Source organism: Rugamonas fusca (assembly GCF_014042365.1).
GTDB lineage: Bacteria > Pseudomonadota > Gammaproteobacteria > Burkholderiales > Burkholderiaceae_D > Rugamonas > Rugamonas fusca.
Genome location: NZ_JACEZS010000006.1, coordinates 1 through 16,985, shown reverse-complemented (window position 1 = coordinate 16,985; position 16,985 = coordinate 1). Strand labels below are relative to the sequence as shown.

Annotated in this window: 14 protein-coding genes and 1 tRNA gene; 7 read left to right on the top strand and 8 right to left on the bottom strand. The window is 63.2% G+C overall.

The genetic code is table 11. From position 1 onward, the window contains the following. Positions 1-86: 86 nt before the first annotated feature. The 3 genes from H3H36_RS08675 to H3H36_RS08665 form a co-directional block, all read right to left on the bottom strand. Positions 87-1,394, bottom strand: coding sequence for an RsmB/NOP family class I SAM-dependent RNA methyltransferase (locus H3H36_RS08675; protein ID WP_182216344.1), 1,308 nt, complete (start codon positions 1,392-1,394; stop codon positions 87-89). A gap of 15 nt (positions 1,395-1,409) precedes the next feature. Then, positions 1,410-2,030, bottom strand: coding sequence for a phosphoribosylglycinamide formyltransferase (gene purN / locus H3H36_RS08670; protein WP_182216715.1), 621 nt, complete (start codon positions 2,028-2,030; stop codon positions 1,410-1,412). 125 nt (positions 2,031-2,155) lie between these two features. Beyond that, complete coding sequence (locus H3H36_RS08665) at positions 2,156-2,554, bottom strand: barstar family protein (protein ID WP_182216713.1); 399 nt, start codon at positions 2,552-2,554, stop codon at positions 2,156-2,158. A 443-nt stretch (positions 2,555-2,997) separates the two neighbouring features. Between H3H36_RS08665 and H3H36_RS08660 the strand changes: the two genes are divergently transcribed. The 4 genes from H3H36_RS08660 to H3H36_RS08645 all read left to right on the top strand — a co-directional run bounded on the left by H3H36_RS08660 (position 2,998) and on the right by H3H36_RS08645 (position 6,468). Further along, the gene (locus tag H3H36_RS08660; RefSeq protein WP_182216341.1) at positions 2,998-3,513 is read left to right on the top strand and encodes a glycine zipper 2TM domain-containing protein; all 516 of its coding nucleotides are present in this window, start codon (positions 2,998-3,000) and stop codon (positions 3,511-3,513) included. Positions 3,514-3,655: 142 nt separating this feature from the next. Further along, positions 3,656-4,435: a spermine/spermidine synthase domain-containing protein gene (locus tag H3H36_RS08655; RefSeq protein WP_182216339.1), complete on the top strand. Its 780-nt coding sequence runs from the start codon at positions 3,656-3,658 to the stop codon at positions 4,433-4,435. 48 nt (positions 4,436-4,483) lie between these two features. Continuing rightward, the gene (tfpB, locus tag H3H36_RS08650; RefSeq protein WP_182216710.1) at positions 4,484-6,301 is read left to right on the top strand and encodes a type IV pilus assembly ATPase TfpB; all 1,818 of its coding nucleotides are present in this window, start codon (positions 4,484-4,486) and stop codon (positions 6,299-6,301) included. A 91-nt stretch (positions 6,302-6,392) separates the two neighbouring features. Further along, positions 6,393-6,468 (top strand) — tRNA-Lys (locus tag H3H36_RS08645). Positions 6,469-6,606: 138 nt separating this feature from the next. Here the strand turns inward: H3H36_RS08645 and H3H36_RS08640 are convergent. Beyond that, positions 6,607-8,208 (bottom strand): PQQ-binding-like beta-propeller repeat protein, encoded by a 1,602-nt coding sequence (locus tag H3H36_RS08640; protein ID WP_182216337.1) that lies wholly within the window; start codon positions 8,206-8,208, stop codon positions 6,607-6,609. Between the two features lie 138 nt (positions 8,209-8,346). Next, positions 8,347-9,447: a trypsin-like serine protease gene (locus H3H36_RS08635; RefSeq protein WP_311196612.1), complete on the bottom strand. Its 1,101-nt coding sequence runs from the start codon at positions 9,445-9,447 to the stop codon at positions 8,347-8,349. Positions 9,448-9,723: 276 nt separating this feature from the next. Between H3H36_RS08635 and H3H36_RS08630 the strand changes: the two genes are divergently transcribed. From H3H36_RS08630 to H3H36_RS08620, 3 genes are all read left to right on the top strand, one after another. Next, a complete protein-coding gene (locus tag H3H36_RS08630) occupies positions 9,724-10,506 on the top strand; it encodes a substrate-binding periplasmic protein (RefSeq protein ID WP_182216332.1) in 783 nt (260 codons plus the stop codon). A gap of 103 nt (positions 10,507-10,609) precedes the next feature. After that, positions 10,610-12,736 (top strand): alpha/beta hydrolase family protein, encoded by a 2,127-nt coding sequence (locus tag H3H36_RS08625; protein WP_182216329.1) that lies wholly within the window; start codon positions 10,610-10,612, stop codon positions 12,734-12,736. 50 nt (positions 12,737-12,786) lie between these two features. After that, positions 12,787-13,179, top strand: coding sequence for an MAPEG family protein (locus tag H3H36_RS08620; RefSeq protein ID WP_182216327.1), 393 nt, complete (start codon positions 12,787-12,789; stop codon positions 13,177-13,179). 68 nt (positions 13,180-13,247) lie between these two features. On the opposite strand, the gene H3H36_RS08615 is transcribed toward H3H36_RS08620, so the two are convergent. From H3H36_RS08615 to H3H36_RS08605, 3 genes are all read right to left on the bottom strand, one after another. Further along, complete coding sequence (locus H3H36_RS08615; RefSeq protein WP_182216325.1) at positions 13,248-13,997, bottom strand: BON domain-containing protein; 750 nt, start codon at positions 13,995-13,997, stop codon at positions 13,248-13,250. A 129-nt stretch (positions 13,998-14,126) separates the two neighbouring features. Further along, the gene (locus H3H36_RS08610; protein WP_182216323.1) at positions 14,127-14,810 is read right to left on the bottom strand and encodes a hypothetical protein; all 684 of its coding nucleotides are present in this window, start codon (positions 14,808-14,810) and stop codon (positions 14,127-14,129) included. Positions 14,811-14,966: 156 nt separating this feature from the next. After that, positions 14,967-16,667: a DUF8614 domain-containing protein gene (locus H3H36_RS08605; RefSeq protein WP_182216321.1), complete on the bottom strand. Its 1,701-nt coding sequence runs from the start codon at positions 16,665-16,667 to the stop codon at positions 14,967-14,969. Positions 16,668-16,985: the final 318 nt, after the last annotated feature.

Genomic DNA, 16,985 nt, shown 5'->3' with positions numbered 1-16,985 from the left:
TTGCGACACTGCAACTCTCGCGCTACGTCCCCGTGCCATTATTGCCGCACAGATAAATCGGGGTACGTCCCCGATTTTGCTGCTGGTTATGCCTGGGCGTCGTCGGCTTCGGTTTCGGCGGGCTTGGCGACCTTGGCCATCGGCTTGCGCTCGAACACGGCGGCGAAGAAGCCATCGGTCTGGTGCTTGTGCGGCAACAGTTTCAGGTAGTCGCCCATTTCCAACGGAATTTTCTGTTCGGCCAGCACCTGGTTCATCGGCACCAGCTCAAAGTCGGGGTGGGCGGCCAGGAACTGTTGCGCGATGAAATCGTTTTCTTCATTGAGGAAACTGCAGGTGGCGTATACCAGCCGGCCACCGCCCTTGACCAGGCGCGCGGCGCCGTCCAGGATCGATGCCTGCTTGACCTGCAATTCCGCGATGGCACCGGGCTGCTGGCGCCACTTGACGTCCGGATTGCGGCGCAAGGTGCCCAGGCCCGAGCACGGCGCGTCCACCAGCACGCGGTCGATCTTGCCGGCCAGGCGCTTGATCTTGGCGTCACGCTCGTGCGCGATCTGCACCGGGTGCACGTTCGACAGGCCGCTGCGGGCCATGCGCGGCTTGAGCTTGGCCAGGCGCTTTTCGGACACGTCGAACGCATACAGGCGGCCCGTGTTGCGCATGATGGCGCCCAGCGCCAGCGTCTTGCCGCCCGCGCCGGCGCAGAAGTCCACCACCATCTCGCCACGCTTGGCGCCCACGATCTGCGACAGGATCTGGCTGCCCTCGTCCTGCACTTCGATGGCGCCGCTCTTGAACAACGGCAGGTTTTGCAGCGCGGGCTTTTGCACGATGCGCAGGCCCAGCGGCGCGTACGGCGTGGGCGTGCTGCGGATCGGCGCCTGGGCCAGCTCGGCCATCACGTCGTCGCGGTTGGCCTTGAGCGAGTTCACGCGCAAGTCCAGCGGGGCCGGGGTGTTCATGGCGTCGGCCAGTTGCAGGGTTTCTTCCTCGCCGCACTGCTCGACCAGCTTGTCGAACAGCCACTTGGGCATGTTGGAGCGCATGGACTTGTGCATCAGCTTGCGGTCGATCTGGGTCACGCGCTCGAGCCACTGCACTTCGTCTTCGGACAGGCCGCCCATCGAGGCGATGCCGACAGCGTCGGCCATGCCCAGCAGCGTCAAACGGCGCATGGTGGGGCCGCCGCCCGCTTCGGAGAAATCAGTGAAGAACGATTTGTTGCGCAGCACGTTGTACACGCATTCGGCGATGGCGCCGCGCTCGCGGCCGCCCAGGCGCGGGTGGTCCTTGAAGTAGCGCGACAGGGTGGTGTCGGCCGGCGCGGTAAAGCGCAAAATCTCGCGCAACACTTCTTCAGCATTGGCGAGTATCGCTGGTGGCAATCTCATGGAATTCCTTGGTTGTTATTCAGTACGTGGGGTGTGGTCGACCAGGACCTTGCCGTCTTCGATGGTGAGCCGGTCTTCGACGAACCAGCGTATCGCGCGTGGATACAGTTCATGTTCCTGTTTCAAGACGCGGGCCGACAAGGTGTCGACCGTGTCGTCGGGCAGCACGGGCACGGCGGCCTGCGCCACCATGGGGCCGTGGTCCAGTTCGGCCGTCACGAAATGCACCGTCGCGCCATGCTCGGGCACGCCGGCCGCCAGCGCCTGCGCGTGCGTGGCCAGGCCGGGGAAGGCTGGCAGCAGCGAAGGATGAATGTTGAGCATGCGCCCGGCGTAGTGCTCGACGAACGCCGGCGTAAGGATACGCATGAAGCCGGCCAGCACCACCAGGTCGGGCGCATAGCCATCGATCACGCTTTGCAGGGCCGCGTCGAACTCGGCGCGGGTGGCGTAGTCTTTATTGGGCACGACGGCGGTGGCGATGCCGTGGCTGGCCGCGAACACGAGGCCGGCCGCGTCGGCACGGTTGCTGATGACGGCGGCGATGCGGGCCGGCCATTGCTGGTCGCGGGCCGCCCGCACCACGGCTTCCATGTTGCTGCCGCGGCCAGAAATAAGGATGACGATGTTTTTCATAGGCAGCATTGTACCTGCTCGCGCGGGTCGGACCAAGAAAACGGCGGGCGACGGGGGTTCCGATGCTGCGGCGCAGCACGGCTCAAGGGGGCTCGCCCGGTCACAGCAACCGGGGGATGGCGGGCTTACTCGAACGAGTAGAAGACCCGGAATGGCACTTTCTTCTCGGCCCAGTAATCGGCCGCATCGCGGAATACGTCCAGCAACGTTTCACGCGCTTCCTTGTCGAATTTCTGCGTGTTGGGCAATTGCTCCAGCACCACCAGGAAGCCCGTCTGGGGACCGGCCTTGTGCATGGTGTCGGTCAGCGTTTCGCGCAGGCCATCGAAATTCTTGCCCACGCCTTTAGGAAACTGGAACGATTCTGCAATAATGCCGCAAACCTGTTGCTTGGTTTGGCCGGCCAGACAGTGCGCGTACAAAAAATGCTGCCCGAGACGGACGGCCTCGTCCTGCAGTTCCAGCACGCGAAACGCGCGGATGGACTGGACAAGGTTGGGCGGCACGGTCATTAACAAACTCATTTTTCCCTCAATTCGACCTGGTATGTAGGGTGCGTTCATGATGTCGTGCATATTGTTATATCCGGTCATAAATACCGTTACACAGCTCGCGGCAAACGGGTCAATGCGCTTGCCAGGAGAGATCCACGTTTCTATCCGTCAATCTAATCCCATACACATATTAGGGTAACGTGTTGTTCCGCGTGAATCAACACGAATGTGATGCCTAACGCAAGTTTTGTTAAAAGCAGAACATTTTTAAGCCATTTTATAGATGTTTTCAGCAAGATTCCCCTACTGACGGCCCCGTTTTTACTCCACGATCGCAACAGTTGTTGCTGTTACAAATTGTTGCCATAAGCGCGAGTGGGGCAGTTACACTGGGATTACCATACATCCATGCAATATCGGACCATTAGCCAAGCGCCGATATTCCTTATCCAAAACAGACACGAGGTATAACAATGAAACTGCCATCCAAACTGATCGCATCGGCACTTTGCCTGACCGCCCTGCCATTTGCCCAGGCCGCCGATTTTGAAGATTTCGGCCGTGTCGTGCGCGTCACGCCGCAAGTGGAACAAATCAACCGTCCGCGCCAGGAATGCCGCACGGAATATGTGCAAGTCCAGCAACCGGCACCCCAGCGCAGCGTGGGCGGTGCCATCATTGGCGGCCTGATCGGCGGCTTGGCCGGTAACCAGGTGGGCGGCGGCACGGGCCGCTCGGTGGCCACGGCCGCCGGCGCCATCGCTGGCGCCGTCACGGGCGACCGCATCGACAACGCCAACCAGCCCCAGAACGGCCCCGTCACGGAGCAGGCTGTCAAGCAATGCCGCACGGTGGACCATTGGGAATCGCGTACCAGCGGCTATGAAGTGACCTACGACTACCGCGGCCATACTTACACCAGCCAAATGTCGTACGACCCGGGCGAGCGCGTGCGTCTGCACGTGAACCTGGAGCCGGCCCAGCGCTGATCCGCGACTGCCCCGCCCTCCACTGCCGGCCCCACGTGGCCGGCAGTTTTGTTTTGGGCACCCGTCCTTGCCCCGCGCGCCGCTTGCCTTGCGGTAAGTCCTCGCGGGATAATGGCTGTTCACTTCCCGCCACACCCGCCCCATGCTGATCAAACGAAAATCCATCGAAAAAGAAGAATCCTCCCGCCCTGCCCGCAAGGTCAAATATGCGCCCGTCACCCTGTCGGAGCAGGATGGCGTGCGCTACCTGCACTTCGGCACGGAATGGGTGCAAGGGGCCATGCGCATCCGCAAGCCAGACTGGCCGGAACTGGAATATGCGCAGCAGATGATGAGCTGGATGTTGTGGCTGGCGCAGCCACGCGCCATCGCCCAGCTGGGCCTGGGCACCGGCGCGCTCACTAAATATTGTTACAAACAGTTTCCGGACGCCCAGGTGACGGCCGTGGAACTGAACCCGGCCGTGATCGCCATCTGCGCCTCCATGTTCAAGCTGCCGCCCAACGACGCGCGGCTGGCCGTGCTGGAAATGGACGCGCTCGACTTCGTGCACGACGCGCAGCGCCACGACACGCTGGACGTCCTGCAAGTGGACCTGTACGACGCCACAGCCAAGGGCCCGGTGCTCGACACGGCCGAGTTCTACCAGGCCTGCTGCGCCTGCCTGAACGAGGACGGCATCATGACCGTCAACCTGTTTGGCGACCATCCCAGCTACGCGCGCAATCTGAAAGCGATGAAATTCGCCTTTGAACAAGTGGTTTGCCTGCCCCAGGTGCATGATGGTAACGTGGTCGCGATCGCCTTCAAGCGCGCACGTGCCATCGACCTCGCCGCGCTGGCCGAGCGCGCCGCCCAGATCGTGGCCGCCACCAAGCTGCCGGCCAAGTCCTGGGTCAAGGGTCTGGCCGCAGCCAAATAATCCGCATCCCGCGCGGCGTGCCGCGTCTTTATGAAAGTGGCCGTGACGATGTCCGCAACTTCAGCAAGCCCCGCAAATCCAGCCGCGCCCATGCCCAGCCAGCGGGTGCTGGACCTGCAGCAGATCTTCACCTGGCTGCTGGCCGACGGCATGGTCGAGAAGGCCCACGTCAAGGCCAACTATGCGCAAGCCCAGGGCATCCTGAAGAACACGGCCGGCGCCATGCACCCGCTGTGCGCCGTGGCCCACTGCAAGCTGCTGTCGGCCACGGCGCCGCACAAGCTGATGACGCTGGACCTGCTCACGGAATGGCTGGCGCGCCGCGTGTCGCTGCCCTTCATCCGCATCGACCCGCTCAAGATCGATTTCACCAAGGTGGCCGACGTGATGTCGGCCAGCTACGCGGCGCGCTTCAACATCCTGCCTGTCGAGCTGACCCACGACACGCTGGTGGTGGCCACGGCCGACCCGTTCGCCCTGGAATGGGAACCGGAGATCGCCAAGGTGGCGCGCCGCACCGTGCGGCGCGTGATCGCCAATCCGCTCGACATCACCCAATACATTTCGCAGTTCTTCAGCCTGGCCAAGTCAATCAAGAAGGCCAATAAATCCACCGGCCAGGACCTGGCGCTGCGCAACAACTTCGAGCAGCTGGTCGAACTGGGCAAGATGAACAAGCAGGTCGACGCCAACGACCAGCACGTGATCAACATCGTCGACTGGCTGTGGCAATACGCCTTCGAGCAGCGCGCCTCCGACATCCACCTGGAACCCAAGCGCGACCTGGGCACGATACGGTTCCGCATCGATGGCGTGCTGCACCAGGTGTACCAGGTGCCGGCCGTGGTGATGATCGCCATGACGGCCCGCATCAAGCTGCTCGGGCGCATGGACGTGATCGAAAAGCGCCGCCCCCAGGATGGCCGCATCAAGACCCGCACGGCCGGCGGCCAGGAAATCGAGCTGCGCCTCTCGACGTTGCCCACGGCATTTGGCGAAAAGCTGGTGATGCGTATCTTCGACCCGGAAGTGGTGGTCAAGACTTTGCCCGAACTGGGCTTCCCGCCCGACGACGCGGCGCGCTGGGATGCGCTCACCAGCCGCCCGCACGGCATCATCCTCGTCACCGGCCCGACCGGGTCTGGCAAGACCACCACGCTGTACACCACGCTCAAGGCGCTGGCCACGTCCGAAGTGAACGTGTGCACGGTGGAAGACCCGATCGAGATGGTGGAGCCGTCGTTCAACCAGATGCAGGTGCAGCCCGGCATCGACCTGTCGTTCGCCGATGGCGTGCGGGCGCTGATGCGGCAAGACCCGGACATCATCATGGTGGGCGAGATCCGCGACCTGGCCACGGCCGAGATGGCGATCCAGGCCGCGCTGACGGGCCACCTGGTGCTGTCCACGCTGCACACCAACGACGCACCATCGGCCGTGATGCGCCTGCTGGAACTGGGCGTGCCCTACTATCTGCTGGAAGCGACGCTGATCGGCATCATGGCCCAGCGCCTGGTGCGCACCTTGTGCCCGGACTGCAAGGCGCCCGATGGCGAACTCAGTGATGAACTGTGGAACAGCATCGGCGGCGCGTGGAACCTGCCCAAGCCGGCCACCATCTACCGCCCGGTCGGCTGTCCCGAGTGCCGCCAGACGGGTTACCGGGGCCGCACCGGCATCTACGAGCTGCTGACGGTGACCGATGATTTCGGCAAGCTGGTGCGGGAGGAAACGGATATCCAGGCGCTGCGCCGCCAGAGCGTGGCCGACGGCATGAAGCCGCTGCGCATCGCCGGCGCCATGAAGATCCGGGAAGGCGTGACGAGCGCCGAGGAAGTGCTGAAAGTGACGTCGTCGCTGAGCTGAGCGCTGGGCATCGAGCGCGGCCATCGAATTATTGATTGAAGAAAAAACCCTTTGCAGTTTCCCGCCGGCTGTATATAATACGGCCTCTTTCGGGTCGTTAGCTCAGCTGGTAGAGCAGCGGACTTTTAATCCGTTGGTCGCAGGTTCGAATCCCGCACGGCCTACCACGAATGCATCAGAAAAGCCCACGAATTCCGGTTCGTGGGCTTTTTTGTTTGTTGGCGATCGCCGGCTTTGTTTAAGCAAAAGAAATGCCGCTCAGTCCTGGCTGAGCGGCGAGGCCATCGCCCGCCTTTGGATGGCTCTTACTTCACATTCACCGCAATCATCAAGGAATCGCCAGTGATATAGAGCACGCCATTGGCGGACAAGGCCAGCGTCCCCGATCGTACTCCCGGTCGCGACAGGTTCCACACCTCCTTGTGCGTGCTCAGATCCACCGCAACCGTACGATCGCTCATGCGCGCAAACAGCAGATTGTTGGTTAACAGGATTTCGTTGGCGTCGCCTGCCCCAAAATCGGACAATGGCGGTACCCAGCTCCACAGCAAGGCGCCATCGGCCTCCGCCCTCGCCTCCAGCTGGAACGGTTCGTGGTTGAACACATAAACCACGCCATGGGCATAGGCCGGGGTCGAGTCGTATCGGCCGTCCAACGCCCATTTGATTTTACCGCCGGCGACGTCGAAGTTGACCAGCTGGTTCCTATCGATTGAATTAGCTCCCCCCACGTTCACGGCGAATACCGAGCCTGGCGCGCCCAAGACCGGCGCACTCGACAACTGGTGGGCGAAGTCCCGGAAGCGGGCATCCTGGATGTTCTTGACGACATGCCCCGTCGCCGGATCCGTCACCAACAGCATGCCGAACTTGCCTGCGTAATCACTGCCGTAGGTATAGACATATTTGCCGTCCGATGCCGGCGACCAAAGTTCGGAAGTGCCAGGAAGCTTCCATGGCGAAGTACCGTTGATCGTGCTGAACGCCTGCAGCGCGCTCGTGCTCGCATTGCTCAACACCAAACCTCCGACGACGATGGGTGCATAGAGCCGGTCATCATACGAGCCGCTGGGGCCGGCCCACAACTGGCTGCCCGTCGCAGCGTCGAAACTGTACATCGTCGCGGTCGAAGTACGCTCTCCAAGCATGGCATACACCTGGCCGTTAGCTACCGCTGGCGCGCTCACGGTCAGGTATTCGGGTGTGGTGAAATCGCGCGACCAGAGCACCGAAGCGTCCCGCTCGCTGAGCGCATACAGTTTGCTGCCAGCGCCAACATATACCTTGCCGTTGGCAATCGTGGCGGCGGTCAGTTGCGAATTGCCGGCCGCGGACCAGCGCCAACGTTGGCTGAATTTGGTCACGTCCAACGTCACCGGCACGTAGCCGGTTTGCGCATTGTTTCCGTGGTAAGTGCCCCAGTCCGGCACACCGGGCCAAGCGCTGAGTGGCGTCAGGTTTTCGCCTTGGCGCACCTCGACATCGTAAGGCAGAAATACCGGCGATCCGGGATATTCCGAGCCGCAATTCGCGTCGCGGCACAGATGCAGCTCCACCTTGCCAGTATGATGGCCGACCGCCAGCCCAGGATCGATTTCCAGGCGGCCACCGTAGCCGCCATCGCCGTGATTGTATTGATTGCCGAATTCCATATGACCGAATGTTCTTCCTGCATCGACCATCTTGGTGTAGACAGCATCTGTAATCGACGGTGCCAGCGCCCCGTCCAGACCCACGAACGCGGTATCGCCGGGGTATACGCCCAGATTGATGCTACCGGGACTGACAACCATAGCCGGCGACGTCACCGCCCCAGTCGCCCCGGCGTTACCAGCACTGCCACCGCCACCACCGCCGCCGCACGCGGCCAGCAGCGAAACAATACATATTACGGGGAGATAACGCATTGAAATACCTGTAAGAGAGTCAAAAAAGCAAGTATCGCTGAAAATGCCTTGTAAAGTATACAAAAGCCGCTCAGTTTTCACTGAGCGGCTTGACAATGCACATGCTGACTAACGGTAGCGGCGACTTGCCGCTGGCGATCAGCCCTGTCGGCGGCGGCGCGCCACAGCGCCCGTCACCAGCAGGCCGGCCAGCATCATGGCGTAGGCTTCCGGTTCCGGCACGGCCGTCACCTGGTTGATCCAGCCGATGTGCGAATAGGTGGCAGTGGAACCGGACAGGTCGCCGAAGCTCGACGAATTCTGGTCGCTCGAATCGCAATTGCCCAGGCCGAAGTACGAGCAGGCGCTGCTGCCTTGCCAGCCCCACGAGTGCACGCCCGACAGCAGCCATTCCGTACCATTCCACACGAAGTCGCCGCCACCCGAATCGCCGCCGGCGATCAAGGCTTCATTGGCGCCGTGGCCCAGGCCACTGCTCCATTGATGGCCCGTCACGTCGGCGATGCGGCCCAGCGTGTTCTTGTCGGCCGTGCCGTCGTCGTAGTCGCTCATGTAGGTCGTGCCGGGTTTGTAGTAGTTGGGGTCATAGCCCCAGCCCGTGTACTGGTCGCCCACCTTGTTGAAGGTATCGCTGGTAACATCGAAGGTGTTGTAACCATAGTGACCATAATTATGGTCGCCCCAGTCCGGATCCTGGCTGGAACCGGCCACCGTGGTGGTGCCATAACCGGCCATCAGGTAGTCCTTACCCACGTCGTTGGTCGTGCTCAGGTGATAGCCTTTGATGTCCGTCACGGCGCTGTTCAGCTTCAGCAGGGCGACGTCGGAACCGGCGTCCAGCGAATTGCGCTCGCCGTGCCATTGCGGGTGCACGAACGCATCCGACACGGCCACCGTGCGCGACTCTTTCGCCTTGCCGCCGGCCCAGCCGAAGTCGACCTTCATGGTACGGAAATCATCGGCGCAGTGGGCCGCCGTCAGCACATACTGGCCGCCGGCCAGCAGCGAGCCGGAACAGGCCCAGTTGCCTTCGGCGTTACTGAAGCTCAAACGGGCCACGCCGTCGAGCGCACCGGCCACGCCGTTGAAGCTCTGGCCCGGCAAAAAACGCCAGTCGGCCGGCGACGAGGTATTGCCCGTCAGGGGCGTCAGGAGCGCGGCATTGTTGGCCTGCGCGCCCGTGGCGAACAGCGCGGCGGCCAGTACACCGGCCAGTTGCAAGGTTTTGGACTGAATCACGTTAAGACCTCTGTTTGTCGATTTATTGGTTGAAAAGTGCATCCCTGTCGTGTTCCACCCGCACGCCGCCGCCACCTGAGTGCATCCCGGACGACCTGCGTGATGTGAACATAAATATAACATTGCTGTTAAAAAAATACTTATATTTTCGTAATTTATGTTTAATTACTTCACTTGCCGAAGTGGAAGCCTTCGGACCGCTTTGGGAGTACACTGGCCCGCAAACGGTGCGGCCCGCCGCCAGCACCGCCCGCCCCTCTCACGGACTCGGCCACCATGACGACGTGCTTGCGCCTGCTGTGTTTGCTCCTGCCGCTGCTGTGCGGCGCCTGGCCCGGCGGCAAGGCCGCCGCCGTCACGTTGCGCGTGGCGGCCCAGGAAGGAACGGAACCGAAATTCGTCGCCCGCGGTGGCGCCGTGGTGGGGCTGTGCGTCGATATCCTGCGCGCCATCGAAAAGCTGGACCCCGGCCTCACGTTCAAGGGTGACCAACACTGGATGCCGCTGGTGCGCGTGTACACGGAACTGGCCCGGGGCGAGCAGGATGCGGCTTGCGGCGTGCAACGCACGGTGGAGCGGGAAAACAAATTCATCTTCCTGGAGCCGGCACTATTCCCCATCAACTACATGCTGATGGCGCGCGCCGACGATCCCGTCGTCATCAACAACTGGGACGATGTGCGTCACCTGGGGCCGGAGGCGGTGGTGCTGGCCAACCGTGGTTTCGCCAGCGTGCAGATCCTGGAAGAAGTGGGCGGACTGAACGTGGATGCGCGCTCGGCCAGCCCGCCCATGAACCTGCAAAAACTGATCGCTGGACGCGCCCGGCTGTTCCTGCACCGCACGCCGGGCCTGCAAGCGTTCCTGGCGCGGGCCGGCGCGGCCGACAAGGTCAGGATCTTGCCGGTGGTGTTGGCCAGCAACCACCTCTACCTGGTCCTGGGCAAGCACGTGGACCGTGACACAGTGGCCCGCGTGCAACACGCGCTGACACGGCTCGACAAGTCGGGCGAACTGGAACGCATGCTGCACCGCTGGGACGGCCCGGTCACGCCCTAGCCCTGCCCGCCGGGCGTTATCCGCACGCTCGTGCTGGAACTTGATTGACAGCAACGTAAGATTTGGCCACTATCAACGTTTGCCTGCCTTTCAAGTGACACCCATGCTGCCTTCCCGTTTCCGCCAGCCCCTACTGGCCCTGCTGCTGGCCGCAGCCTTCGCCGCCCCCGCCAGCGCCGCGCCCGGCGCGATTCCAGCCACCGCCAGGCACGCCATCACGCACGAAGATGTGTGGCTGATGAAACGGGTGGGCGCGCCCGTACCCAGCCCGGACGGCAAATGGGTCGTGTTCTCCGTCACCGACCCGGCCTACGACAGCAAGGAACAGTGGTCGGACCTGTGGATCAAATCGCTGACGGACGACACGCCAGCGCGCCGGCTCACGTTCAGCAAGGGCAGTGAAGGCGGCGTCAGCTGGTCGCCCGACAGCCGCCAGCTGGTGTTCACGGCCAAGCGCGACGGCGACGAAGCCAGCCAGCTCTACCGGCTGGACGTGGCGGCCGGCGGCGAAGCCCAGCGCCTGACCATGCTGACGCTGGGCGCGCGCCAGCCCAAGTGGAGCCCGGACGGCAAGCAATTGCTGTTCACCAGCGATATCTTCCCCGGCAACGCCAGCGAGGCCGACGTCAAGCAATCGGCCAAGGAACGCAAGGAACGCAAGAGCAGCGCGCGCGCCTACGAATCGTTCCCGCCCCGCTATTTCGACCGCTGGCTCGACGACAAGCAAGTGCGCCTGTTCGTGATGGATGCCCAGCCCGGCGCCGTGGCGCACGACCTGCTGGCCGGCAGCAAGCTGGCCGCCCTGCCCGGCTTCGGCGGCGCCCAGGGTGACGATGGCCAGTCGCTGGCCGCGCTGTGGACACCGGACGGCAAAGCCGTCGTGTTCGCGGCCGCCACCAACCGCCTGGACGCGGCCAGCACGCCCACCATCACCCAACTGTACGCCGTCGCCCTGGCCGGCGGCGAGCCGCAAGCGCTCACCTCGGACGCGCACAGCTACCACGCCATGCAGTTCGCACCGGACGGCAAGACCCTGTTCTGCCTGACGGAAGCGGAAACCAAGGGCAAGGTGTACGACCTGACGCGCCTGGCCAGCCTGCCCTGGCCCGTGGGCAAGGCCCAGCCCACCATCCTCACGGCTGGCCTGGACCGCTCCCTCTCGCGCTACGCCCTGCCCGACGGGGCCAAACGCATCTACTTCAGCTACGAACACGCGGGCCTGGAACAGCTGCACTCGATGGCCTACGACGGCGGCGCCGTGCGCGACGAACCGTCGCCAGCCACCGGCGCCATCAACGCGCTGGGCGCGGGCGGCAAGGCGCTGGTGGGGGTGTGGGAATCGTCCGTCAACCCGCCGGAAGTGGTGGCCTTCAATGGCGCCCAGCCCAAGCGCCTGACGGACTTCAACACGGCGCGCGCGGCCACCATCGACTGGCAGCCGCCCGAGCACTTCTGGTTCCAGGCCGCCGACGGGCGCCAGATCCACAACATGCTGGTCAAGCCGCCCGGCTTCGACCCGCACAAGAAATACCCGCTGTTCGCCGTCATCCACGGCGGCGCGGCCAATATGTGGCGCGACCAGTTCGTGCTGCGCTGGAACTACCACCTGCTGGCCCAGCCCGGCTACGTGGTGCTGCTGACGGACTACAAGGGCTCGACCGGCTACGGCGAGGAATTCGCGCGCGCCATCCAGTTCGACCCGCTCAAAGGGCCGGCCGACGAGTTGAACCAGGCGGTCGATGTGGCCATCCAACAATATGGCTATATCGATGGCGCCAAGCTGGCCGCCGGCGGCGCCAGCTACGGCGGCCACCTGGCCAACTGGCTGCAGGCTACCACCACGCGCTACAAGGCCATCGTATCGCACGCGGGCGAGATGGACCTGGTGATGCAGTGGGGCACCAGCGACAGCATCCACAACCGCGAAACCAACAGCGGCGGCCCCGTGTGGAGCGACTTGCCCGTATGGCGTGAGCAAAGCCCCATCATGCAAGCGGGCAATCACGACAAGGGCACGGGCTTTCTCACCCCCATCCTCATTTCCGTGGGCGAGCTCGACTACCGCGTGCCGGCCAACAACGCGCTGATGAACTTCGCCACCCAGCAACGACTGAACGTGCCCAGCAAGCTGCTGGTGTTCCCGGACGAGAACCACTGGATCATGAAAGGCGAAAACAGCCGCTACTTCTACAGCGAAGTACACGGCTGGCTGGCCAAATACCTGAAATAAGCGATAAAACGCGATAAACGATTTATTTCATTACCAAGCAAGGAGACAAAATGACTATTGCAAACTGGACGATCCTGGGCGCCTGCATGCTGCCGGTGGTGACGATGGGCCTGGCCAAGGCGGCCTCGCTGAGCCTGCCGGACCGCAAGGCCCGCTACGACAACAACCATCCGCGCGACTGGGAAGCCAAACTGACGGGCTGGCAGGCGCGCGCCTACGCGGCGCAGAACAACGGCTTCGAAGCGCTGCCCTTGTTCATCGCCGCCGTCATCCTGGCGCAGCAGGCACATGCCGACCAGGGCCGCATCGACCTGCTGGCATTGAGCTTCATCGGCATCCGCATCGCCTACGTGGCGGCCTACCTGGCCAACATCGGCACGCTGCGCAGCCTGATCTGGGGCGCCGGCCTGGTCACCAATATCGCGCTGCTGGCCATGGCCTGATCCGCCCCCCCCGCCAGCACCGGCGGTGCGGGCCACTTGCGACGGCCCGCCCGCTCCCGCCCCGCGTTTTACTTGCGCTCGTTCTTATCGATGCGCAGCGCGCTCTGCACCTGGGTCACGCCCTTCACATTGCGCGCCACTTCCACCGCCTTGTCCACTTCCGTCTGCGACGGCACGAAGCCGCTCAGGCTGACCACGCCCTGGTTGGTTTCCACGTGCACGTCCAGCGACTTCAGGTTCGGTTCCTTGAGTAGTTCAGCCTTGACCTTGGTGGTGATGACGGAATCGGCCACCGCCGTGCCGGCCATGTCGGACTTGGTGCGGGTCAGGCAGGACGCCTTGGCCGTGCCCGTCATGGTGTTGCAATCCTCACCCGTCTGCGCCACGTCGGCCGCATGCTTCTCGGCCTTGGCGTCGGCGATGGCCGCCGTCTGCGCGGCCTTGGCCGTGTTCACGCAATTGCGCTTTTCCGTGCCGGTCATGTCGGCGCACTTGGCCTTGGCCAGGTCATATTCCGCGTCGGCCACGGCGATCTCCGCCTTGCGCACGGAGCGCTTGTCGTTCTTGTACTGCACCACGGCGTCCGATTCGGAGTGCGCGCGCGTAGCCTTGGCTTGCTGGATGCAGATATCCTTGGCGTTGCCCGACTGCGCGTCGCATTGCGCCCTGGCCGTCTTGTAGTCGGCGGCCGCCTTGTCCATCATCTGCTTGTAGGCCACGTTATCCATGTGGGGCGTGGTGGCGGCGGGCGTGGCCGGCTCGGCGGCGAAACTGGCGCTGGCGAAACCCGCCAGCATGATGAAGATAAGCTTGTTCATGGTGTGTTCCTTATCAATGGTTGACATGCAGATTAAATCCTCGCGACAGCCGCTACTCTGTGCGAGAACGAACACAATCCGGGAATTCGCGGCAAATAGGCTAAGGAACAACGCGGCGTTTGTGGTGGATCAATCGCGACCCAGCAAACCTTTGCTCCACAGCATGGACACCTGCTCGAACATGGGAGCGGAGGAAGAAAACACGACACGGTCGGCCGCCAGTTGCAGCCAGGCCGTGGTGTCGTGGGAACCGCCGGCCGCCGGTTGGCGCACCTGGCGCATCCAGCGGTACACCTGCCCGTACTGGGCCGGATGGTTGCGCGCTGTCCAGGACAGGGCCAGCAGGTCGGCATAGCCCTCCTCGCGCTGCGTGGCACGCTGCACGCGGGCCTGTTCCAGCAGATCGGCCGAACTGGCGCGCTGCTGGCCCAGTTCGACGAAACCGGCCGGCAGCTCATGCCATTGATGATGGACATAGCGCCAGCAGTGGCCGATCTCGTGCGCCGTCATGGCTTCGATCAGGATGGCGCGCCGGCTGTCGGGCACGCCGTCGAGCACGCTCTCGGCGGCGGGGTTGCCGCGCAGGGACAAGACCAGCTTGCAACGGCCATCCTCGTAACCGAGCGCCAGCGGCACATCGTTCGGTCCGGCCTGCGGCTGCACGGTGATATCGAGCGGCAAGCCCAGCTCCTGCTTGGCGTAGCTGAGCACGGGCAGGCCAGCCGTCAGCCAGCGCGTTTCCAGCTCGGTCAGCTGGGCCGCGCCTGCCAGGCCTGGCAACAACAGCAACAGGGATAAGGGGGACTTGAACATGGCGAGATTCCTGAGTCGGACTCTAGCATGTCGGCCACGCGAAAATTTACCTTGCGAAAGGTATTTTTCTACGTAGAAAAATTGGAATGACTTTATGTCAGGGAAAGGCGTACCGGCAATCAAGCCGGTACGCTTGCGCGGTGATGCGCGCCAGGCTTACTTGCCCAGCAAGGCTTGCGCCGTCGGGAACGACGGCCGGATATCGTTGGGCACGGACTTCATCTTGTCGAGCGCCTTCTGCACGTCGGGGCGGATCACGACGTACTTGGTCATCATGGCCTGGGCGCGCGCATAGTCGCCCGTCGCTTCGATGGTGAGGAACTCGCGGTCAAGATCTGCCACCGCCTGTTTGATCTTCTTGAAGTCCACCGCGAACGTGCCGTCGCCATGCGACACGAAGCCGCCCTTGTCGAGCAGATAGTTGATCTGGATCGCCATGCCGCGCGCATGCGAATCGGTCAGGCCGAAATGCAGCGTGCGGAAGCCCGACGCCAGGAAGGTCGTGTACAGCTTGCGCTCGGCCGCCTCACCCTGCCCCAGCGCGCCGGCCAGCTGGCCCTTGTCCATCATGTAGGCCAGCGCGTACAGGCCGGTGATGTCGGCCTTCGCTTCCTCGATGGTGGAATAGGCAGCCTTCAAGTCCTGGCGCGGCGTGGACGCGACGCCGTTGACGTGGGTGATGTGCGGGCCCAGGCCGTGGGTGATCTCGTGCGCCAGGATGTGGGTGAAGAAGGAATCGAAATCCACGTCCTTCTGGTCGGCCGGCTTGAGCACCAGCTTCGAGATCGGCGTCAGCGTGGACTTGAATTTTGCTTCCTGCACGTTCTTCAGCATCACGCGCTTGGAGCCGCGCTGGCTGATGATGCGCTCGTCGTTGGGCAGGTTGTAGGCGGCCGTCTGCACGCCCATGTTACCGTCGCCGGCGCCATACACCTCGTTCACCACCACCATCGGCGCCAGCGCGCCGACCTTGGGGTTGCGGTATTGCGCGTCCAGCGGCAGGTTGTCCTCCAGTTCCTGCATGTGCTTGGCGAAGAAGTTCAGCTTCTGCGTTTCCTTCTGGTCGCGGATATTCACGTAGGCTTCAAACGCGGCCTTGTAGCCGAACAGTTCGTCGTTGTAGGTCTCGTAGGGGCCGATGGTCACATCCACCGGCGAATCGAGATCCATCCACGCGAAATCGGAGGCCAGGTAATCGTTCGACAGCAGCGCCGCAGCGCGCAGGCCGAGGAATTTTTTCAGCGACGCGTTATCGGTGGCGTCGGCCGCCTCCTTCAGCAGCATGGCCAGGCGGGTCAATTCCGGCTTGTATTCATCGGCGTACTTGACGGTCTTGAACTGCCCATCCGCGCCCTGGCGGATCACGGTGTAGAACCACTGGGCCTGCTCCTTGTCGGCGGCAGGCAGGCCGTTGATCCACGTTTCCAGCGCCTGCTTGCTGGCGCCGGCCGGATAGAAGTTGGCCGCCGCCGGCTTGGTGGCGGGAATGGAGACGCCAGCCAGTTGCGCCGGCAGGAACGCGGCGTTGCCGTCGATGATGGACCACGGGCCCTTGTTGAGCCAGAAGTAGTCCAGGCGCGCCTTGCCCAGCGCGCTGGTGTCCTTTTGCAGCGCGGCCCACAGCGCCTCGTTGGACGCCCAGCGCTGGCGCAGTTGCAGCACGTCGACGATCTTGGCCGCTTCGACCAGCTTGGCGATGGCCTTACGGTCGCCGGCCGACAGGGCCGACGTGTCAGCCTTCAGTTCAACCGGCGCGAAGCGGGCCGTCATTTTATTGAGTTCGGCGACGTTGGCCGGCGCGGCGGATACGGCCGATGCGGCAACTGCCAGTACCACAGGAAGCAGGATGGTTTTCATGTGACCTTGTTGAAGGGATGGTTGGCCGCGTATTGTAATGCGTCTCCCTTAAGTTTCACCCCTGCGTTTCATCCCTGCTTGCCGCCGGAAAAGGGAAACGCGGGGTCACCCATTAGCCAACCAGCGTCAAGTCGATAATACTGTCCCGGCGCCTCGATTTTATCGAGGCGCAATTTCTTGCCTGCCTTAGCCGCAAACGCTTGTCGCGCCCGTTTTCTCAGTACTTGGTTGCGAAGCATCGCACCAGTCACCCATCAGGATCAAGCAAGCCGGCGGCAGCGCCGGTTGCCCTGGCGGCATCGGCCGCCCCAGAAAAAC